This is a genomic window from Halomonas daqiaonensis (assembly GCF_900109725.1).
Classification (GTDB): Bacteria; Pseudomonadota; Gammaproteobacteria; order Pseudomonadales; family Halomonadaceae; genus Halomonas; species Halomonas daqiaonensis.
The window spans coordinates 167,924-187,108 of the sequence record NZ_FOBC01000004.1 but is presented as its reverse complement, the minus strand read 5'-3'; the positions used below and the strand labels follow the sequence as shown (position 1 = coordinate 187,108).

Here is a 19,185-nt window from a genome sequence, read left to right as displayed (position 1 = left end):
TTCTTCGCTCAACACTGTGGTGATGAACCACACCGGACCGGAAGGTCCGGGCACGATCAGCAGCTGTAGTACATGTCGAACTCGATCGGATGCGTGGTCATGCGGATGCGCTCCACGTCCTCGCTGAGCAACTCGATGTAGGCATCGATCATTTCGTCGGTGAACACGCCACCCTCGGTAAGGAAGTCGCGATCGGCATCCAGCGCCTCCAGGGCCTGATCGAGGCTATGGGCCACGGTCGGCACGGACTTGCCCTCTTCCGGCGGCAGGTCATAGAGGTTCTTGTCCATGGCGTCGCCGGGGTGGATCTTGTTCTTGATGCCGTCGATGCCGGCCATCAGCATCGCCGCGAAGCACAGGTAGGGGTTGGCGGTCGGGTCCGGGAAGCGCAGCTCGACACGCTTGCCCTTGGGGCTGGCGGTGTAGGGAATGCGCAGCGACGCGGAGCGGTTGCGGGCGCTGTAAGCCAGCATCACCGGTGCCTCGAAGCCCGGCACCAGACGCTTGTAGGAGTTGGTGGAAGCGTTGGCGAAGGCGTTCAGGGCGCGAGCGTGCTTGATGATGCCACCAATGTAATAAAGCGCCATCTCGGAGAGACCGGCGTATTCGTCACCGGCGAACTGATTGACACCTTCCTTCCAGAAGGACTGGTGGACGTGCATGCCACTGCCGTTGTCGCCGACCAGCGGCTTGGGCATGAAGGTGGCGGTCTTGCCGAAGGCGTGAGCGACGTTGTGCACCACGTACTTCATTTCCTGAAGCTCATCGGCCTTCTTGACCAGGGTGTTGAACTTGACGCCGATCTCGTTCTGGCCGGCATTCGACACTTCGTGGTGGTGCACCTCGACGGTCTGGCCGATGGCCTCCAGGGTGTTGCACATGGCACCACGGATGTCATGGAAGCTATCCACCGGCGGAACCGGGAAGTAGCCGCCCTTGACGCGCGGACGGTGCCCTAGGTTGCCGCCCTCGACCTGACGATCGGTGGACCAGGCACCCTCTTCGGAGGTGATCTTGTACATGGAGCCCTCGATATCGGACTTCCAGTGCACCTCGTCGAAGATGAAGAACTCGGGCTCCGGACCGAAGAAGGCGGTATCGCCCAGGCCGGAGGACTGCAGATAGGCCTCGGCACGCTTGGCGATGGAACGCGGGTCACGCTCGTAGCCCTGCATGGTGGCCGGCTCGATGATATCGCAGCGCAGCACCAGGGTGGCATCTTCGGTGAAGGGGTCGAGGAAGGCGGTACCGTCCTCGGGGCGCAGGATCATGTCCGACTCATTGATGCCCTTCCAGCCGGAGATGGAGGAACCGTCGAACATCTGGCCGTTCTCGAAAAATTCTTCGTCGACGTCACGGGCCGGGATGGTGACGTGCTGCTCCTTGCCACGGGTATCGGTGAAGCGCAGGTCGACCCACGTAATGTCGTGTTCTTCAATCAGGGCGAGAGTCTTGGCAGACATGATGTCCTCCACTGTGAGCTAGGCTCGAAAGGTTGGGCTGATGTAAAGCAATGGCACTGGCGATCCCAGCACGTGTTGTAGCACGCCGCAGCAGCGCTGCCCACGGCCGCCATGCACGAGCATGGCACTGCCCAAAGCAATGCAGGCAGCGTGCCAGTTTTGCACCGATCTATGCCACCCATTCCACATTCTATTGATTTAACAGAATTTTATCTCCTCCACGCCGGACACACCTTGCACCAACATCGGCATGTCGACGCGGGGAGCGGGGATGTTGCGCGCCTCATTGCACCATTAAAGTGCACAATCAGCCTCCTGCGCACCATCTTGGCACGTGCTTCCACACCCCTAGACCGCTGATGGCGCACCTCATGCTTGAGGCGGCCAAAATGTCATGTCTCGTGCGAAGAAATATCAGTCCGGCGCCTCATTGATACGCTTTACAACCAAAAACTACACTCACTTACATGGCGGCGCAGGCCGGTGAGGCGCGGGTTCTGGAAATGGCGCCATATCAGCCCGACCCGGGCACGACCCACCACTGGAGCCAGTACGAGAATGATCGCCTGCAGCATTCTCCTCGATGCCCGCTCCGCGGGTTCCGGCCTCCCCCGCCGCCTGGCGGCCTTGAGACCACTCCGCCAACGGCGCGACCTGCGGGTGCAAGTAATGCTTGCCGACGACACTAAAGACCCGCGCCTGGTGCGCTTGACAAGAGGACACAATGCGTGCCTCGTGACCACAGAAGGCACCCCGCTGGGGGATCGCTTAAACATGGCCGCGGCCCACAGTCAGGGACAGGCCCTGCTATTCCCGGCCCAGGGGCGCGCCATCCCCGCCGGCTGGCTCAAGAAATCGCTGACTGACATAGAGCAACACAGCTGGGACGCCGTGGTGTTGGCTACGGCGAGCACTAGCCGACTGATACAACTCTGGCAACGTCTACGCCACCAGACGCCTGCTGACACCCTCTGCGTCTCGCGGACCTGGTTCGAGCGCATCGGAGGCTGCGACCCGGCACTCGACACCGAGGCTGTGCCCGACCTGATCGAGCGTCTGCGTGCCTGCCATGCCAGGATCACAATCGTCGTGGCTTGAGACATGGATGGTCAAACGGAAAGGCTGCCAAGTCACTGATATCCCATGGCACGGCAAGATAAAAGGCGACAAGGCTGGTAGCCGTCATCACCCTGCCCCTATAATGCGGCCCCAATTTTGTCAGCAGGATCCCGTCGTGATCGATAACCTTCGCAACATCGCCATCATCGCTCACGTCGACCATGGCAAGACCACCCTGGTCGACAAACTGCTCAGCCAGTCCGGTACTCTCGACCGCAAGGCCGAGGGGCAGGAGCGCATCATGGACTCCAATGACCAGGAGAAGGAACGCGGCATCACCATCCTGGCCAAGAACACGGCGATCCGCTGGCAAGGCCCCGACGGCCAGTACTACCACATCAACATCGTCGACACGCCCGGACACGCCGACTTCGGTGGCGAGGTCGAGCGCGTCATGTCCATGGTCGACTCCGTGCTGCTACTGGTCGACGCCGTCGACGGCCCCATGCCGCAGACCCGCTTCGTCACCCAGAAAGCCTTCGACCAGGGTCTCAAGCCCATCGTCGTGGTCAACAAGATCGATCGCCCCGGCGCTCGGCCGGACTGGGTCATCGACCAGATCTTCGACCTGTTCGACAACCTCGGGGCCAGCGACGACCAACTCGACTTCCCGATCATCTACTGCTCGGCGCTAAACGGCATCGCCGGACCAGACCCCGATGAACTGGCCGAGGACATGACGCCCATGTTCCAGTCCATCGTCGACATCGTCGAGCCGCCCAAGGTCGAGCTCGACGGCCCCTTCCAGATGCAGATCTCCGCACTGGACTACAACAGCTATGTCGGCGTCATCGGCCTGGGCCGCATCAAGCGTGGCTCGGTCAAGCCCAACCAGCAGGTCACCGTCATCACCAAGGAAGGCAACACCCGCAAGGGCAAGATCGGCCAGGTGATGACCCACATGGGTCTGGAGCGCGTGCAGACCGACGAGGCTACTGCCGGCGACATCATCTGCATCACCGGCATCGACAGCCTGGCGATCTCCGACACCCTGTGCGACCCGGCTGCCGTCGAGGCGCTGCCGCCGCTCTCCGTGGACGAGCCCACCGTCTCCATGAGCTTCCAGGTCAACGACTCGCCCTTCGCCGGCAAGGACGGCAAGTTCGTCACCAGCCGCAACATCAAGGACCGGCTCGAACAGGAACTGATCCACAACGTGGCGCTGCGCGTGGAGCAGGGCGAGACCCCGGAGAAGTTCAAGGTCTCCGGGCGCGGGGAGCTGCACCTCTCGGTGCTGATCGAGTCCATGCGTCGCGAGGGCTTCGAGCTCGCCGTTGGGCGTCCCGAGGTGATCATCCGCGAGATCGATGGAGAGAAGCAGGAGCCCTACGAGGAAGTGATCATCGACTGCGAGGAGCAGCACCAGGGCGCGATCATGGAGGAGCTGGGCTATCGCAAGGGCGAGCTGCTCAACATGAACCCGGACGGCAAGGGCCGCGTGCGCCTGGACTTCATGATCCCCGCCCGCGGGCTGATCGGCTTTCGTGGCCAGTTCCTGACCCTGACCTCCGGCACCGGCATCCTCACCAGCCGCTTCGACCACTACGGCCCGCTCAAGCCCGATGCCTCCATCGAGCGCCGCAACGGCGTACTGGTCTCCATGGTCTCCGGCAAGGCCCTGGCCTATGCCCTCTATGCCCTGCAGGAGCGTGGCAAGCTGATCATCGACCACGGCACCGAGGTCTACGAGGGCATGCTGATCGGCATCAACAACCGCGCCAACGACATGGTGGTCAACCCTACCAAGGGCAAGAAGCTCGACAACATGCGCGCCTCGGGCAACGACGAGAACATCGTCCTCACCCCACCGGTGAAGTTCAGCCTCGAGCAGGCCATCGAATTCCTCGATGACGACGAGCTGGTCGAGATCACCCCGCACCACATCCGCTTGCGCAAGAAGCACCTGACCGAGAACGATCGCAAGCGCGCCGGCAAGAAATAACGTCCCTCGCGCCAGCGCAGAGAAGCCCGCCACCAGGCGGGCTCTTTCGTTTACGCCCGCAGCGTACTGTCGTTCACGGCGTCGACGGCTATGCTGGAGGCTGTATTCCCCTTACCCAAGGAGAGCCACCATGCACAAGCACGTGGAGTGGGACGCCCCCGGCAGCGACAGCGTGCTGGAACATTTCGCCAACGATCCCGAGCAGCGAATCGAGCCCCGGCAGGGCGACATCCTTTCGGCCCGCTACGAAGGCACCATTGTTCGGGTGAAGGTTGATGCCTGGGTCGAGGGCACCAGCATCGGCGAGGTAGCGGCGATCATCGCCATGGACAACGGCCGACGCCTCAAGTCCCACGGCAAGCTCGCCCTCGGCGACACCGTGCGCCTGCCGGACGACAAGCGCGCCCTGGAACCCGAACCCGACGACGCCGAGGACGACAAGGAGTGATTCAGCGCACGGATACCATCGTCTCCGCCAACGCCCCCTAAACGCAGGTCTACTAGCCAGGAAGGGGGCTTGTGCCGCAAAGTCGCGGGGCAGGCCCACAAGGCCCACCAAGACAATCCTGGATCCCCATGAGCACGCACAACGTCTGGACCCACAAGGGCACCTTCCTGCTCGCTGCCGTCGGCTCGGCCGTCGGGCTCGGCAATCTCTGGCGCTTTCCCTATCTGACCGGCGAGAACGGCGGCGGGGCCTTCATCCTGATCTATGCCCTGACCATCTTCGCGGTGGGCATTCCCATCCTGATTGCCGAGATCATGCTGGGGCGCAACAGCCGATGCAGCCCGATCATGGGCATGCGTTTCCTGACACGTACTCACCAGACGTCGCGGAGCTGGGAGTCGATCGGCTGGCTGGGTGCCGCCTCGGCCTTCCTGATCCTGAGCTTCTACTCGGTGATCGCCGGCTGGGCGATCCACTACACCGGACTGATGTTCACCGGTGCGTTGATCGACGTGGACGCCGCCGGCGTGGGACAGAGCTTCGATGCCCTGCTCGCCTCGCCCGGGCTGCTGACGCTCTATCACACCCTGTTCATCGCCGCTTCGGCACTGATCGTCGGCCTCGGCATCCACAAGGGCATCGAGGCGGGGTTGCGCGTGCTGATGCCCTCACTGTTCGTGATCCTGCTGGTGGTGCTGAGCTACGGGGCCATCATCGGCGACTTGGGCGCCGCGGCCAGCTTCCTGTTCACCTTCAACCTCGCCGACCTCAGCCTTGAAGGCTGGCTGCAGGCCATGGGCCAGTCGTTCTTCACTCTGAGTCTGGGCATGGGCGCGATCATGGCCTATGGCGCCTACATGCCCGGCGAAGCCTCGCTGACCCGCACCGCCTTCTCCATCGCCGTGGTCGACACTGCGGTAGCCATGGTCGCCGGCCTGGCAATCTTCTCGCTGGTCTTCGGGGCCGGGCTCGATCCCGGCGAGGGCCCGGGGCTGATGTTCGTCACCCTGCCGCTGGCCTTCGCCGAGATGCCCGGTGGGGCGCTGGTCGGCGGTGCCTTCTTCATCCTGGTGCTGGGTGCGGCGATCAGCTCCTCGATCTCGCTGATCGAGCCGGTAGCGGCCTTCCTGGTCGAGCGTTTCGACATGACCCGGCCCCAGGCAGTGGCGATCATGGTCATCGCCAGCTGGGCGCTGGGGCTGCTCACCGTACTCAGCTTCAACCTCTGGGCCGAGGGCACGCTCTTCCACACCCTCTTCGGACGCAGTCCCTTCGCGTTCATCGAGCTGCTGACCAACATCTTCATGCCGCTGGGCGGTCTTTTGATCGCACTGTTCGCCGGCTGGGCGCTGACCCACGCCGAGGTGATGAAGGAGATGCGGACCAACGAGCGCTGGTTCCGCATCTGGCGTTTCCTGGTACGCTTCGTGGCGCCCGCCGCGGTCGCCTTCGTCTTCCTACGCAGCATTCCGCAGGTGGAGGGCTACCTGATTCCGGCCATCGGCGCCGTGGTGATCGTCGGCGCCTTCGCCGCCGGCCGCACTTTCCTGGCCGACGACAGCCAGGAACTGTAAGAACGACAACCGACGGAACACGATATGGCAGCCATCATCGACGTCCAGCACGTCCACAAGGCCTTCGGTGGCCTCAAGGTCATCAATGACTGCTCGATCCAGGTGGAGCAGGGCTCGATTACCGGCCTGATCGGCCCCAACGGGGCCGGTAAGTCGACGCTGTTCAACATCATCGCCGGCGCCCTGCCGCTGGATAGCGGCCGGGTACTGCTCGATGGCGAAGAGATCACCAACCGGCCCGCCAACGAGCTGTTCCACAAGGGGCTGCTGCGCACCTTCCAGATCGCCCATGAATTTTCGCAGATGACGGCGCTGGAGAACCTGATGATGGTACCCCCGGCCCAGGCCGGCGAGACTCTCTTCAACGCCTGGTTCAAGCCCTCCCTGGTGGGCAAAGAGGAGGCCGAGGTGCGTCGCCGGGCGCTGGAGGTGATCGACTTCATCGGCCTGCACCACGTACGTAACGAGCTGGCCGGTAACCTCTCCGGTGGCCAGAAGAAGCTCCTGGAGCTCGGCCGCACCATGATGACCGACGCTCGGGTGGTACTGCTCGACGAGATTGCCGCCGGGGTCAACCGCACCCTGCTCGGCGACCTGGTAACCAACATCGAGCGGCTCAACCGTGAGATGGGCTACACCTTCCTGGTCATCGAGCACGACATGGACATGATCGCGCGGCTCTGCGAGCCGGTGATCGTGCTTGCCCAGGGCAGCGTGATGGTCGAGGGCAGCATCGAGGAGATCCAGAACAACCCCCAGGTCATCGAGGCCTACTTCGGCGCCGCGTCCTGACGGGAAAGCCGCCGCCCGACGGCGCCTCCGGCCAGCGCATCCCAGCGCTTTCCAACAACGAGAACGAACGCAGAGAACGTCTGAATGCCATTACTCGACGCACGCGACGTGCACGGTGGCTACGGTGGCATGAACATCCTCAACGGGGTGGACATGGCCATCGAGGCCGACGAGATCGGCGTGATCGTCGGCCCCAACGGCGCCGGCAAGTCCACCATGCTCAAGGCCATCTTCGGCCTGCTCAACGTCAGCCAGGGCGAGATCCTGCTGCGTGGCGAACCGATCCAGAACCTGCCGACCAACAAGCTGGTACAGAAGGGCATGGGCTTCGTCCCCCAGGAGCACAACGTCTTCCCGAGCCTCACGGTGAAGGAGAACCTGGAGATGGGCGCCTTCCTCAAGCCCGGTAACGTCAAGCGCATGCTGAAGCAGGTCTACGAATTCTTCCCGCCCCTCCACGACAAGCGCCACCAGCCGGCCGGCGAGCTCTCTGGCGGCCAGCGGCAGATGGTCGCCATGGGCCGGGCCCTGATGGCAGAGCCCAGCCTGCTGCTGCTCGACGAGCCCACTGCCGGGCTCTCGCCGCTCTACATGAACCAGATCTTCGAGCAGGTGAAGCTGATCAACTCGGCCGGCGTGGGCATCCTGATGGTCGAGCAGAATGCCAAGCAGGCCCTGGCCATTGCCGACCGCGGCTTCGTGCTGGCCGCCGGCCAGAACCGTTTCACCGATACCGGCGCCGCCCTGCTGGCCGACCCGGAAGTCGCCAAGAGCTTCCTCGGTGGCTAGCCCCCGGAGCCAGTACTGGAGAACCATCCCGTGAATGAACTCGTCTTCTTTATCAACAACGTGGTGATCGCCGGCAGCGTGAGCGGCTCGATCTACGCCATCGGCGCGGTGGGCGTGACGCTGATCTTCAGCATCATGCGCTTCGCCCACTTCGCCCATGGCGACATGATGACCTTCGGCGCCTTCATGGTGCTGCTGCTGGCGACCGCCTTCCCCGCAGCGGGAGACGCCTTCGGCGTGCCCTCGGCGCTGGTCTTGCTGCCCCTGGCCATGGCGCTCACCGCCCTGCTGGCGGTGGGCATCGACAAGGCGTTCTACAAGCCGCTGCGCGCCCACGGGGTCAAGCCGATCGTGCTGGTGATCGGCTCGCTGGGGGTGACCCTGATGCTCCAGGGCCTGATCCGCCTATTCGCCGGCACCAGCGGCCAGAGCCTCTACATCGATGACCGCAAGGAGATCTTTCGACTCGCCCTGCCCTTCGAGGGCGCGCGGGCCCCGGTGGTGATTACCGAACCGCAGCTCTACCTCTTCGTGATCACCCTGGTTGCGGTCATCGGCCTGCACGTCTTTCTCAGCCGCTCGCGGCTGGGCAAGGCGATGCGCGCCATGTCCGACAACCCCGACCTGGCCCAGGCATCGGGCATCAACACCAACACTATCGTCGCCGTGACCTGGGTGATCGCCGGGGGCCTGGCCGCGATCGCCGGCACCCTGCTGTCGCTGGACGTGACCTTCAAGCCCGACCTGAGCTTCTTCCTGCTGCTGCCGATCTTTGCCGCTGCCATCGTCGGTGGCGTGGGCCACCCCTTTGGCGCCGTTGCCGGAGGCTTCGTGGTCGGCTTCGCCGAGACCCTCGCCGTTTTCAACTGGAGCGTTCTGCTGCGACCCTTCCGCGACAGCCTGCCGAGTTGGCTGCTGGAATCCGGCAACCTGGCCTTCGTCGGCACCGAGTACAAGATCGTGGTGCCCTTCTTCATTCTGGTCGTCATCCTGGTGTGGCGCCCCACCGGCATCTTCAAGGGTAAGGTGATCTGATGGAAACGAAACGCGCCGATACCGTCGCCGCTCAGAGCCGCTTCCCGCTACGCGAGGTCCTGCTCTTCGCCGCCGTGCTGCTGGCCGTGCTGGCCGTCTATGCCGCCATGGGCCCGGCCTACAGCACCCGCATGCTGGTGGAGGCCGCCTGCTACGCCATCCTGGCCCTGGGCCTGACCATCCAGTGGGGCTATGCCGGCCAGTTCAACGCCGGCGTGATGGGTTTCGTTGCCCTGGGCGGCTTCTGCGCCATGTTCTTCAGTTTTCCGATAAACCCGGACTTCTGGGAAAGCGAGTTGCCCGGCGAGTTGGGTCTGGCATTGCTCTACATGATCGCCGCCGTGCTGGTGGTGTTCGGCGCCACCCGGCTTGACCGCATCGGCGTGCCGAAAAAGCTGCGTACCCTCCTCGCCGTCATCCTCGGGTTGGTTCTCTATCTGGTAGTAGTCAATGCCTTCCGCGGCGTGACCGACCAGATCGAGTCTCGCGCCGGCTTCGTCGGCGGCCTCGGCCTGCCGGTCGGCGTCGGCTGGGTCGTCGGCGGGGCACTCGCCGGCGGGGTGGGCTACTTCATCGGACGTGTCTGCCTGGGACTGCGCAGCGACTACCTGGCCATCGCCACCCTGGGTATCGCCGAGATCATCAAGGCCTTCCTCAAGAACTCCGACTGGCTGACCCGCGGCACCGCCACGGTTTCGCCGCTACCCTGGCCGGTGCCAGGCCCGGCCGAGGTAGGCTTCACCCTGGCCCGGGCCCTCTATCTCTCGGTCACGGCGGTGATGATCGCGGCGATCTTCTTCCTGCTGAGCCGCGCCTATCACGCGCCCTGGGGGCGGATGATCCGCGCCATCCGCGACAACGAGATCTCCGCCGCCGCCATGGGCAAGGACATCAACAAGCGTCGACTGGAGATCTTCGTGCTGGGCTGCATCCTGATGGGCATCGGCGGTGCGGCCCTGGCCAGCTTCAACAGCATGTTCGATCCCCAGGGCTACCTACCGCTCAACCACACCTTCCTGGTGCTGGTGATGGTCATCCTTGGCGGCCCCGGTAACAACCTGGGCACCATCTTCGGCGCCGTGGCGGTCTACATCATCTGGATCATGTCGGCGCCCATGGCGCTGTACCTGATGGACTTGGCGATGGCCCTGGGCGCAGGCCTTGGCTGGGAGACACCGACCAACATGGACAGCCGTGCCCTGCAGGCGCGGGTTTTCGTGATCGGCCTGCTGATCACCCTGGTGCTGCGCTACGCGCCCAAGGGGCTGCTTCCGGAGAAGGTCCGCCACCACGGATAAGGGCCAGCTCCTTAACACCTCGCCTCCAAACGAGGGGCGCCCATACGCAAGAGGCCCCGGCGGTTGCCCGCCGGGGCCTCTTGCTTTGGTTACCGGTACCTTAGCTGTCGTTAGCCTCGAGTTCGCCGACCTGCACGAACTCGCCGTCTTCGACAACCATCTCGACCACGATGCCAGGCACATCGCCGGCCTCGTTGAACTCATGGGTGCCGGAGGCCCCCTGGTAATCGATCTCGGTGCCAGCGGCAATCAGCTCCACCGCCTTTTCCCATTCACCCGGCAGGATTACCTCGCCAGGCGCGGTGGCGACGCTGCGCAGTGCCTCGGAGAGCCCCTCGCGCTCGGCGCTGCCGTTCTGCTCGATGGCCAGTGCCAACAAGAAGGCCGCGTCGTAGGCCTGGGCCGCAAACACCGCATCGGGATCGACCCCGGCTTCCTCGGCGGCCTCGCTGAACATCTCGGTACCCGGCAGGTCGGGGCTGCCAGGACGAGTGGCGATCATGCCCTCGAGCACATCGGCGCCAACGGCATCCACCAGGCTGTTGCCGACCATGCCGTCGGCCCCCACGTACTGGGTGAACATGCCGCTCTCGTAGGCCTGGCGCAGCACCGTCTGGCCGGAGGTGTCGGCGTAGGCCAGCACCACCAATGTCGGCACGCCGCTGGCCGAGAGGGTGCCGAGCTCGGAACGATAGTCGGCACGGTTATCCTCGTGAGCCAGGTTCGCGGCGACCGTGCCGCCCTCGGCCTCGAAGGTCGTGGCGAAGGCGTCGGAGAGGCCCTGGCCGTAGTCGTTGTTGACGTAGGTGACCGCCACCTCGTCGATACCTTTCTCGAGCAGCAGTTTGGCCAGCATCTCGCCCTGGAAGGCGTCCGAGGGCACGGTGCGGAACACCAGGTCGTTGTCATCGAGTTCGCTGACTGCCGGTGCCGTTGAAGCCGGCGATACCATCACAACGCCGCCGGGAATGGCTGCGTTGTTGGCCGCCGCGATGGTAGCGCCGGTGCACAGGGCGCCGACGATGGCCGTGACCTCCTCGGTATTGACCATGCGGTCAGCGGCGTTGGAGGCCGCCGATGCATCGGAGCAGGTGGTATCACCGGTGGGCATCTCGATCATCTGGCCATCGAGGAGGCCGCCCTGCTCGTTGACCTGATCTACTGCCAGCTGGGCACCGTCGAAGATCGGCGGTGTCAGACTCTCGATCCCGCCAGTGAAGCCGCCCAGGAAACCGATCTTGACCTCGGCCTGGGCCACGCCCGAAAGGGCCACCGTGGACGCAGCGACTGCCATCGCCAGTACGTGTTTTTTCATGATTGTCGTCTCGCTCAGATTGATCGGGTAACACACCCTCACAATCTGGAACCCTTCCCGGCAGAACACAAGCCTGCATCACCAACGTTCGCGGAGAGCACGCCTATACTGACAGGCGTCCATCGACCCTGGAGATTCAACATGAGCCAGCCGCTTCACGCCACCCTGACCCTCGCCGCCACCCTGGGCCTCGCCACAGGCAGTGCCTTCGCCTTCGAGCCCACCGGTCAGGACGTTACCTACGACGTCGGCGACGAGACCTTCGCGGGCTACCTCGCCACTGCCGAGGGCGAGGCCCGCGGCAGCGTGTTGGTCATTCACGACTGGGACGGCCTCGACGACTATGAGCGCCAGCGCGCCGACATGCTTGCCCAAGAAGGCTATGACGCCTTCGCCGTCGACCTCTACGGCCAGGGCAATCGCCCGGTGGAGATCGATGCCAAGAAGGCCGAGACTGCTCGGCTATATGAAGACCGCGAGCGCATGCGCACCCTGACCCTGGCCGGCCTGGCCGAGGCGCGCAACCAGGGAGCCGCCACACCTACCGTGGTAATGGGCTACTGCTTCGGCGGCGCCGTGGTGCTGGAGCTCGCCCGCTCCGGCGAGGCAGAGGACATCGCCGGCTACGCCACCTTCCATGGCGGCCTGGCAACTCCCGAGGGCCAGTCCTACGGCGGCGATACCGCCCCGATCCTGATCGCCCACGGCGGTGCCGACCAGTCGATCTCCCTGGACGACGTCGCCACCCTGGGCAAGGAACTCGAGGCCGCCGATGTCACCTACGAGATCGAGATCTACTCCGGCGCGCCCCATGCCTTCACCGTCTTCGGCAGCGACCGCTACCAGCAGCGCGCCGACGAGAAGTCCTGGGCCGCCTTCCTCGAGCTGCTCGACGAGGTGCTATAAGCATGCATATCACCCCCCTCTCCGGCAGCCGCGCCGAGATCGGCGAGGCTCACGGCCGCGCCCATGCCGAGCTGATCACCCAAAGCCTCGAGGTCTATGACCGGCTGTTCCAGGACTTCGTGGGCCTGGACTGGGCCAGGGCGCGCCAGGCGGCAGAGCGCTTCCTGCCGATGATCGAGCACGGCTTCCCGGCCATCCTCGAGGAGATGGAAGGCATTGGCCGGGGAGCCGGGCTCGACTTCGAGGACATCCTTACCCTCAACTGCCGCAGCGAGATCTCGCTGACCCAGGCCAGCGGCGGCTGCTCCGCCTTCGCCCTGAACCGCGATGGCAACCAGTGGCTGGCCCAGAACTGGGACTGGCGGACCGACCAGTTGCACAACGTGGTGGCCCTGGAGATCAGCGGTCGCGATGCCCCCGCCTTGTTCAGCATCGGTGAAGCCGGCATGGTGGCCAAGATCGGCATGAACGAGCACGGCATTGGGGTCTGCCTCAATGCCATCCGCTCGCGAACCTGTGGCGAGGGGCTCCCCATCCACGTCGCCCTGCGCAAGATCCTCGAGAGCCCCGATATCGAACGTGCCGTGGCAGTAGCCAGCCACGACCGGGTCTGCTCGCCAGCCCATTTCCTGATCGCCAGTGCCCAAGTCGGCAACGAAGGGGGCCAGGCCGCCGGCCTGGAGGTCCACCCCGGCGAGCCAGGCCAGTTGGCTCCGCAGGGTGGCATGGTCACCCACACCAATCACCTCTACGCCCGTACCGTCACCTGCCAGGTCGAGGACTTCCCGCGCCCCGACTCCCGCACACGCCTGGCGCGGCTGGATACCTTACTGCGTGAGCGGCTACCTACCGAAGGCGAGATCGGCGAGGGCCAGCTGTTCGCCATCCTCAGCGACCATGACAACGCACCGCTCTCCATCTGCCGACACTTCAATCCCGACCAACCCCCCGAGGAGCGCATGGAAACGCTGTTCTCGGTGGTGATGAACCTTACCCAGCGTCGCCTGACGCTTCGCCACGGCAAGCCCTGCGAGAGTGACGAGAGCCTGACCGTGCAGTTCGGTACTGAGTGACAGCTTGTCAGGGGGTGACCCAGGTCAAGTGCGATATGAATGCAAACGACAATTATTGTCACTAGGAGGAGAGAGTGATAGCTTCTTCATGCGATTGATTCTCATCATCATGAAGGATACCAACATGAAACACCTGCTTTTCGCCGCCCTCTGCACCGGCCTGCTGGCCACCACCGTCCAGGCCGAGGAGCGCCCCGACCACTTCGAGGGCGAGGCCGCCGATACCTTGACCGAGGCCGTGAGCCAATTCTCCGATACCAACCACCAGCTGGCCGTGCTGCTCGCCCAGGAGGAGCTGAGCAACGCCGATCTCGGCACCGTCCACCGGCTCTCCTATACCCTGGAAAATGCGCTGGCGAAGTTCGATGAAGAGCTCGACGCCATGGCCGTGGATCTGGAGGAAGTGCATCTGGGCTCCGAGAGCGCCGAGCGCGAGCGCGTCCGCAACCACGGTGCGGCCTACCTCGAGGCCGCCCAGACCCTGGTGCCCTGAGCCATCTCCCCGGCGGGCCACGGCTCGCTTGAACCCTGCGGGCGGGTCCTCTACAGGACCCGCCCGCGAGCGTCGTTACCCCTGCGCCACCTCTGCCCCACGCAAGCATCGAATTGACGAGCATCCGATATAGATCAACGAACGGTAGCCAACGGCCGGCTATGATGGGAGTCTATAATTGCTGCAACGCAGTAATCAACATCGGAGCGACCCACATGGCTGCACCCAACGACGACCGCTATATCGAGAACCGCACCTACGACGAGATCCAGGTGGGTGACGAAGCACACCTCGAGAAACGCCTGACCCTGGATGACATCAAGCTGTTCGCCATCATGTCCGGGGACGTCAATCCGGCCCACGTGGACGACGATTTCGCGCGCAGCTCCCGCTTCCAGGAAGTCATCGCCCACGGCATGTGGGGTGGAGCCTTGATTTCCACGGTGCTGGGCACCCAGTTACCAGGCCCCGGCACCCTCTACCTGGGACAGACGCTGAGCTTCCGGGCACCGGTTGCCCTGGGGGACGTGCTCAAGGTCAGCGTACGCGTTACCGCCAAGGACGACGCCCGCTCGCAGTTGAGCCTGGACTGCCGCTGCGAGAACCAGAAGGGCAAGGTGGTTATCGAAGGCGAGGCCCGGGTGCTCGCGCCCAAGGAGAAGGTACGCCGGCTCCGCACCGTGATGCCCACGGTGCGCCTGGCCGAGCGAGGCCGCCTGCACGAGATCCTGAATGCCGCCGACCATCCATCCGCCATTCCCGTGGCCGTGGTTCACCCGGTGGACGATGTATCACTGACTGGTGCCGTGGCCGCCGCCCACCACGGCCTGATCATCCCCCTGCTGGTCGGCCCGAGAGCGAAGATCCACGCCGCGGCCGATGCCGCCGAGGTCGATATCAGCGAGTTCGAGCTCATCGACGTTCCGCATAGCCATGCCGCTGCAGAACGCGCCGTGGCCCTGGTGCGAGAGGGACGCGCCGAAGCCCTCATGAAAGGCTCCCTGCACACTGACGAGCTGATGCACGAAGTGCTAAAGCGCGACGGCGGCCTGCGCACCGAACGCAACATCAGTCACGTCATGGCCTTCGACGTCCCGACCTATCCACGGCCTCTGTTCATCACCGACGCCGCCATCAATATCAACCCGAGCCTCGACCAGAAACGCGACATCATCTGCAACGCCATCGGCCTGGCCCACGCGCTGAGCAATCGCGACCCCAAGGTGGCCATCCTCTCCGCGGTGGAGACGATCAATCCCCGGATCCCCTCCACTCTGGATGCCGCCGCCCTGTGCAAGATGGCCGACCGCGGCCAGATAAAGGGCGGCACACTGGACGGCCCGCTGGCTTTCGACAACGCCATCTCCGAAAGCGCCGCGCGCACCAAGGGGATCGAATCTCCGGTCGCCGGTCGTGCAGATATCCTGGTCGCCCCGGACCTGGAGGCCGCCAACATGCTCATGAAGCAGTTGACCTACCTGGCCGATGCCAGCGGTGCCGGGCTGGTGCTGGGCGCCCGAGTCCCTATCATCCTGACCAGCCGCGCCGACGAGGCCATCACCCGCATGGCCTCCTGCGCCCTGGCCCTGCTCGTGGCAGACCATCAGAAGCGTCAGGGCCTGCCCGGACAAGAAGCCTGAGATGAAGGAGCTCGAGATGCGCAATATCCTGACCCTCAACAGCGGGTCTTCCAGCCTGAAGTTTGCCCTCTACCCGCTGACGGGTGCCGAATCGCTCGACACCCTGACGCCTCGCTATCGCGGCATGTTTTCCGGGCTGAACGGCGGCACTCCCAGGTTGAAGCTGCAGAATAGTGAAGGCCGCCCCGTGGCGATGGAGAAGGACGAACTGCCCACCCGGCTCGAGCTGCCCGACGCCATGGGGCGCCTGCTTAGCTGGCTCGACGAGCTGCCCGACCTGTCACTCGCCGCGGTGGGACACCGGGTTGTGCACGGCGGCCGCGACTACCACCAGCCGGTGGCACTCACGCCCGAGATCACCGCTGAGCTGGGCGAACTCGAGTCGCTGGCACCGCTTCATCAACCTTTCTGCCTGGCACCCGTGACGCCGCTCGCCGAGCGCCACCCCGACCTGCCACAGGTGGCCTGCTTCGACACCGCCTTCCACGCCAACCAGCCCGAGGTGGCCCGCCAGTTTGCCTTGCCCCGCGAGCTGACCCAGCGCGGCCTGATCCGTTACGGCTTCCACGGCCTCTCGTATGACTACATCAACCGTGTGCTGCCCCAACAGCTGGGCGATGCTCGTCGCGAACGGGTGATCGTCGCCCACCTGGGCAACGGCGCCAGCCTGTGCGCCATCCGCAACGGCACTAGTGTGGCCTCCACCATGGGCTTCACCGCCATTGAAGGCATGCCCATGGGCACCCGCTGCGGCAGCCTCGACCCCGGGCTGGTGCTGCATCTGATCCAGCAGGAAGGCATGAGCGCCGAGGCGCTCACCGAGATGCTCTACAAGCGCTCCGGCCTGCTCGGGGTTTCCGGTATCAGCGGCGACATGCGCGAGTTGCTCGAAAGCGCTGCACCCGAGGCGCGCGAAGCGGTGGAACTCTATGCCTACCGCGCCATTTGCGAGATCGGCAGCCTGACCGCCGCCCTGGGCGGGCTCGACCAGCTCGTCTTCACCGCCGGCATCGGCGAACACGCCGCCCCGGTGCGCGAAGCCATCTGCCGCGGCTGTGAGTGGCTTGGCCTCGAGCTCGATGTCGACGCCAACGACCGAGATGCCGAACGCATCAGCGCGGCCGACAGCCGCGTCGGCGCCTGGGTGATTCCCACCGACGAGGAGCGCATGATCGCCTGGTACACCGCCCAGATGGTGGGCCTGGCATAGCCGGTTGCTACACAGGAATACCGGCCAGCCTGAGGCGTCGGCGCTATCCTTGTCGTTATCCCGCCAGCGCCTCTTCCACCAGGCCACGCGCCTCATCGCTCATGGGTAGGCCCAGTGCCAGCTCATGGGCTCCCGGTGACATCTTCTTCCAGGTCATCTGCACGATGCGGATCAGGTGGTCGTGGTCGATCTGTTTTGAGAAGTCGCCGAAATAGTTCTCCAGGAACACCAGGCAGGCGCAGTCCTCCACGGCTTGGGTGCCGGGCTCGCGCCCCAGCCCCTGCTTGCGAATCATCCGCTCCACCCGCTCGGCCTGCTCGGCGGAGTAGCCCGCCTCCTGCATGAGCCGAGCGGTGGTCTCGCCGGCGCGCTGACCCTGATCGCGCCGCCAGGTCAGGTAACCTACCCGTCCCTCGGGATAGTCGCTCCGCGGCACCTGCCAGCGCTGCAGGTGCTGGCCGCGCACCGCCAGCTGCACCAGCTCGTCGGGGTGCTCATGCAGCCGCTCCAGCCAGGCGCTCATGCGCCCGGCATGCCACAGCTCCTGGGGTACCGGCTCGCCGTCCACCTCCACACTGCGCGGATCCTCCGCATGCAGTGCATCCAGGGCGGCGAGGGTCTTAGCGTAAGGGGTATCAGACATGCTCACTCCTTGTGATCGATAGCGGGGCGCATCGCCTTACAGCATATCAGCGGACGTGCCGATCGGGGCGAACGCAAGCCTGTGGCGAGATACACTGATTTGTGAAACCGACAAGGAAGAAAACCGAGGAGGAGTCTCCCCATGAAATACATCTTCGAGGTGCATATCCGCGACGGCTACCAAGCCGAGGACTACGCCGAGGCCTGGGTCCGCGCCAGCGAGATCATACAGCAGGCCCCAGGCGCGAGAGGCACCGAACTGCATCGCAAGATCGATGACCCGACCACGCTGATCGCCATCGCCCACTGGGACAGCAAGGCCAGCCGCGACGCCATGGAAGCCCAGCCGAACCCGGAAGTGAAGGAGATCATCCGCAGCGCCGCGCCCTTCTGCGAGATCCGGGCGATCGGCGAATTCGAGGAGCCCGAGTGGGTGGTGATGCCGCCCAGGAAAGCGCCGTGGCCTTTCGGTACATCACTAGACACTACGCGCGATTAACCCGGACAAAGCACCAGCGAAATCAACCAGGGGGTGCTCGGTCCGGGATTGTTCAACACTTTTACCGGTGGCAACTCCGACACGTGGCTGAGGGCAGACTCCATCAAGGGAACTTGGCCGGACTCCGCATGGCCGGCATCCACAATCATCGTCGAAAAACCCTGCAAGATGCTCTCGGGTGCCTCTTGGTAGAGATTGCCTTCCCACACCTTGAGGGCGATCCGACCGAACTCACCGGATTCATTCAACGCTTGGTGAACCCTGTCGATCAGTGCCTCGGCGCTCTCGCTATTTTTGGCAGAGCCGCAGACGAACAGGTCGATGTCGGTCTTGTTGGCATTGGCTTCGGTGGTGGGTGTGAGGGTGACCCTTTCGCCGCTCTGAATGAACGACGCGACTTGTGGCGGCGTACGCGGCGACGTGCCCTCGAAATACTGCTTCAGGCCTTCTCGTGTCTGTTCATCGGCGATCAGCCGGGCATCTACCAATAGCCGTAGGGTCTCGCGCCGCGACTCCTCCGACGAAGAGCCCAGCGCGCTGATGATGAGTTGGGAATCCAGCCTGGCTCTCTCGAGATGAAGATCGGCCAGGCCCTTCGCGCCAATGCCGGCGATGGCCAGGAATCCGGAGACCAGGGTGACCCAAAGCCCTTTCGACGCATCGCCTGCCATTGTGTTGCCCTCCTGAAGGAGCGGGATGTCCCTCTGGGCCAAGCACTCTGACCCGCATCGGCATGGCCGGCCAGACCGAGACCATCCTCGGCCTCGACGACTCCCCCTCTCCGCGGGTGCGCTCGAAGTGCTACTGCCAGTATAGGGGCATCAGCACGGCCGCGCGTCCTGGCACTCCAGGACCCTCGCCATACTCTCGGAAGGCAAACGGACCCTGCTGAAATTGGCCTCCAGGGAAGACTACTTCCATCTATATCGCAACGAGGACGGTGAGGA

Annotated in this window: 18 protein-coding genes; 14 read left to right on the top strand and 4 right to left on the bottom strand. The window is 64.4% G+C overall.

The window, feature by feature from the left end; genetic code table 11:
• Nucleotides 1–56: 56 nt before the first annotated feature.
• Nucleotides 57–1,463 carry a glutamate--ammonia ligase gene (gene glnA / locus BMY30_RS04735; protein WP_089711101.1) on the bottom strand — a complete coding sequence of 469 codons (1,407 nt, stop codon included), beginning with the start codon at nt 1,461–1,463 and terminating at the stop codon, nt 57–59.
• A gap of 774 nt (nt 1,464–2,237) precedes the next feature.
• Here glnA and BMY30_RS17550 point away from each other — a divergent pair.
• From BMY30_RS17550 to BMY30_RS04695, 8 genes are all read left to right on the top strand, one after another.
• Complete coding sequence (locus BMY30_RS17550; protein ID WP_139195469.1) at nt 2,238–2,561, top strand: hypothetical protein; 324 nt, start codon at nt 2,238–2,240, stop codon at nt 2,559–2,561.
• Between the two features lie 136 nt (nt 2,562–2,697).
• On the top strand, nt 2,698–4,524 hold the full coding sequence (typA, locus tag BMY30_RS04725) for a translational GTPase TypA (protein ID WP_089711097.1): 1,827 nt from the start codon (nt 2,698–2,700) through the stop codon (nt 4,522–4,524).
• A 130-nt stretch (nt 4,525–4,654) separates the two neighbouring features.
• Entirely contained in the window at nt 4,655–4,972 is a 318-nt protein-coding gene (locus BMY30_RS04720) for a hypothetical protein (RefSeq protein ID WP_089711095.1), read from the top strand.
• Nucleotides 4,973–5,100: 128 nt separating this feature from the next.
• Nucleotides 5,101–6,546, top strand: a complete 1,446-nt coding sequence (locus BMY30_RS04715; protein WP_089711093.1) for a sodium-dependent transporter — start codon at nt 5,101–5,103, stop codon at nt 6,544–6,546.
• A gap of 24 nt (nt 6,547–6,570) precedes the next feature.
• Nucleotides 6,571–7,338, top strand: coding sequence for an ABC transporter ATP-binding protein (locus tag BMY30_RS04710; protein WP_089711092.1), 768 nt, complete (start codon nt 6,571–6,573; stop codon nt 7,336–7,338).
• An 84-nt stretch (nt 7,339–7,422) separates the two neighbouring features.
• Nucleotides 7,423–8,127 (top strand): ABC transporter ATP-binding protein, encoded by a 705-nt coding sequence (locus BMY30_RS04705; RefSeq protein WP_089711090.1) that lies wholly within the window; start codon nt 7,423–7,425, stop codon nt 8,125–8,127.
• A 30-nt stretch (nt 8,128–8,157) separates the two neighbouring features.
• The gene (locus BMY30_RS04700; RefSeq protein ID WP_089711088.1) at nt 8,158–9,162 is read left to right on the top strand and encodes a branched-chain amino acid ABC transporter permease; all 1,005 of its coding nucleotides are present in this window, start codon (nt 8,158–8,160) and stop codon (nt 9,160–9,162) included.
• The gene (locus BMY30_RS04695; protein ID WP_089711086.1) at nt 9,162–10,460 is read left to right on the top strand and encodes a branched-chain amino acid ABC transporter permease; all 1,299 of its coding nucleotides are present in this window, start codon (nt 9,162–9,164) and stop codon (nt 10,458–10,460) included. The genes BMY30_RS04700 and BMY30_RS04695 overlap by 1 nt, the downstream gene beginning before the upstream one ends.
• Nucleotides 10,461–10,560: 100 nt before the next feature.
• Here the strand turns inward: BMY30_RS04695 and BMY30_RS04690 are convergent, their stop codons facing one another.
• Nucleotides 10,561–11,775, bottom strand: a complete 1,215-nt coding sequence (locus tag BMY30_RS04690; protein WP_425283422.1) for an ABC transporter substrate-binding protein — start codon at nt 11,773–11,775, stop codon at nt 10,561–10,563.
• A 141-nt stretch (nt 11,776–11,916) separates the two neighbouring features.
• Here BMY30_RS04690 and BMY30_RS04685 point away from each other — a divergent pair, with 141 nt between their 5' ends.
• From BMY30_RS04685 to BMY30_RS04665, 5 genes are all read left to right on the top strand, one after another.
• On the top strand, nt 11,917–12,681 hold the full coding sequence (locus BMY30_RS04685; protein ID WP_089711083.1) for a dienelactone hydrolase family protein: 765 nt from the start codon (nt 11,917–11,919) through the stop codon (nt 12,679–12,681).
• Between the two features lie 2 nt (nt 12,682–12,683).
• Entirely contained in the window at nt 12,684–13,754 is a 1,071-nt protein-coding gene (locus tag BMY30_RS04680; protein WP_089711081.1) for a C45 family autoproteolytic acyltransferase/hydrolase, read from the top strand.
• 124 nt (nt 13,755–13,878) lie between these two features.
• Nucleotides 13,879–14,247 carry a DUF6746 family protein gene (locus BMY30_RS04675; protein ID WP_089711226.1) on the top strand — a complete coding sequence of 123 codons (369 nt, stop codon included), beginning with the start codon at nt 13,879–13,881 and terminating at the stop codon, nt 14,245–14,247.
• Between the two features lie 215 nt (nt 14,248–14,462).
• On the top strand, nt 14,463–15,887 hold the full coding sequence (locus tag BMY30_RS04670) for a bifunctional enoyl-CoA hydratase/phosphate acetyltransferase (protein ID WP_089711079.1): 1,425 nt from the start codon (nt 14,463–14,465) through the stop codon (nt 15,885–15,887).
• 1 nt (nt 15,888) lies between these two features.
• Nucleotides 15,889–17,097, top strand: a complete 1,209-nt coding sequence (locus BMY30_RS04665; RefSeq protein WP_244516123.1) for an acetate/propionate family kinase — start codon at nt 15,889–15,891, stop codon at nt 17,095–17,097.
• A 55-nt stretch (nt 17,098–17,152) separates the two neighbouring features.
• Here the strand turns inward: BMY30_RS04665 and BMY30_RS04660 are convergent, their stop codons facing one another.
• Complete coding sequence (locus tag BMY30_RS04660) at nt 17,153–17,740, bottom strand: DUF4202 domain-containing protein (protein ID WP_089711077.1); 588 nt, start codon at nt 17,738–17,740, stop codon at nt 17,153–17,155.
• Between the two features lie 141 nt (nt 17,741–17,881).
• Between BMY30_RS04660 and BMY30_RS04655 the strand changes: the two genes are divergently transcribed.
• Nucleotides 17,882–18,238, top strand: coding sequence for an antibiotic biosynthesis monooxygenase family protein (locus tag BMY30_RS04655; RefSeq protein WP_089711075.1), 357 nt, complete (start codon nt 17,882–17,884; stop codon nt 18,236–18,238).
• Here BMY30_RS04655 and BMY30_RS04650 read toward each other — a convergent pair.
• Nucleotides 18,235–18,909, bottom strand: coding sequence for a hypothetical protein (locus tag BMY30_RS04650; RefSeq protein ID WP_089711074.1), 675 nt, complete (start codon nt 18,907–18,909; stop codon nt 18,235–18,237). The genes BMY30_RS04655 and BMY30_RS04650 overlap by 4 nt on opposite strands.
• Nucleotides 18,910–19,185 lie beyond the last annotated feature (276 nt).

What these genes read in the sequence shown, in the direction of transcription:
- BMY30_RS04665 (WP_244516123.1), top strand. Translation starts at nt 15,889, where the DNA reads ATGAAGGAGCTCGAGATGCGCAATATCCTGACCCTCAACAGCGGGTCT.
- BMY30_RS04710 (WP_089711092.1), top strand. Translation starts at nt 6,571, where the DNA reads ATGGCAGCCATCATCGACGTCCAGCACGTCCACAAGGCCTTCGGTGGC.
- BMY30_RS04670 (WP_089711079.1), top strand. Translation starts at nt 14,463, where the DNA reads ATGGCTGCACCCAACGACGACCGCTATATCGAGAACCGCACCTACGAC.
- BMY30_RS04650 (WP_089711074.1), bottom strand. Translation starts at nt 18,909, where the DNA reads ATGGCAGGCGATGCGTCGAAAGGGCTTTGGGTCACCCTGGTCTCCGGA.
- BMY30_RS04655 (WP_089711075.1), top strand. Translation starts at nt 17,882, where the DNA reads ATGAAATACATCTTCGAGGTGCATATCCGCGACGGCTACCAAGCCGAG.
- BMY30_RS04695 (WP_089711086.1), top strand. Translation starts at nt 9,162, where the DNA reads ATGGAAACGAAACGCGCCGATACCGTCGCCGCTCAGAGCCGCTTCCCG.
- BMY30_RS04715 (WP_089711093.1), top strand. Translation starts at nt 5,101, where the DNA reads ATGAGCACGCACAACGTCTGGACCCACAAGGGCACCTTCCTGCTCGCT.
- BMY30_RS04660 (WP_089711077.1), bottom strand. Translation starts at nt 17,740, where the DNA reads ATGTCTGATACCCCTTACGCTAAGACCCTCGCCGCCCTGGATGCACTG.
- BMY30_RS04705 (WP_089711090.1), top strand. Translation starts at nt 7,423, where the DNA reads ATGCCATTACTCGACGCACGCGACGTGCACGGTGGCTACGGTGGCATG.
- BMY30_RS04675 (WP_089711226.1), top strand. Translation starts at nt 13,879, where the DNA reads ATGAAACACCTGCTTTTCGCCGCCCTCTGCACCGGCCTGCTGGCCACC.
- BMY30_RS04685 (WP_089711083.1), top strand. Translation starts at nt 11,917, where the DNA reads ATGAGCCAGCCGCTTCACGCCACCCTGACCCTCGCCGCCACCCTGGGC.
- BMY30_RS04690 (WP_425283422.1), bottom strand. Translation starts at nt 11,775, where the DNA reads ATGAAAAAACACGTACTGGCGATGGCAGTCGCTGCGTCCACGGTGGCC.
- BMY30_RS17550 (WP_139195469.1), top strand. Translation starts at nt 2,238, where the DNA reads ATGGCCGCGGCCCACAGTCAGGGACAGGCCCTGCTATTCCCGGCCCAG.
- glnA (WP_089711101.1), bottom strand. Translation starts at nt 1,463, where the DNA reads ATGTCTGCCAAGACTCTCGCCCTGATTGAAGAACACGACATTACGTGG.
- BMY30_RS04720 (WP_089711095.1), top strand. Translation starts at nt 4,655, where the DNA reads ATGCACAAGCACGTGGAGTGGGACGCCCCCGGCAGCGACAGCGTGCTG.
- BMY30_RS04680 (WP_089711081.1), top strand. Translation starts at nt 12,684, where the DNA reads ATGCATATCACCCCCCTCTCCGGCAGCCGCGCCGAGATCGGCGAGGCT.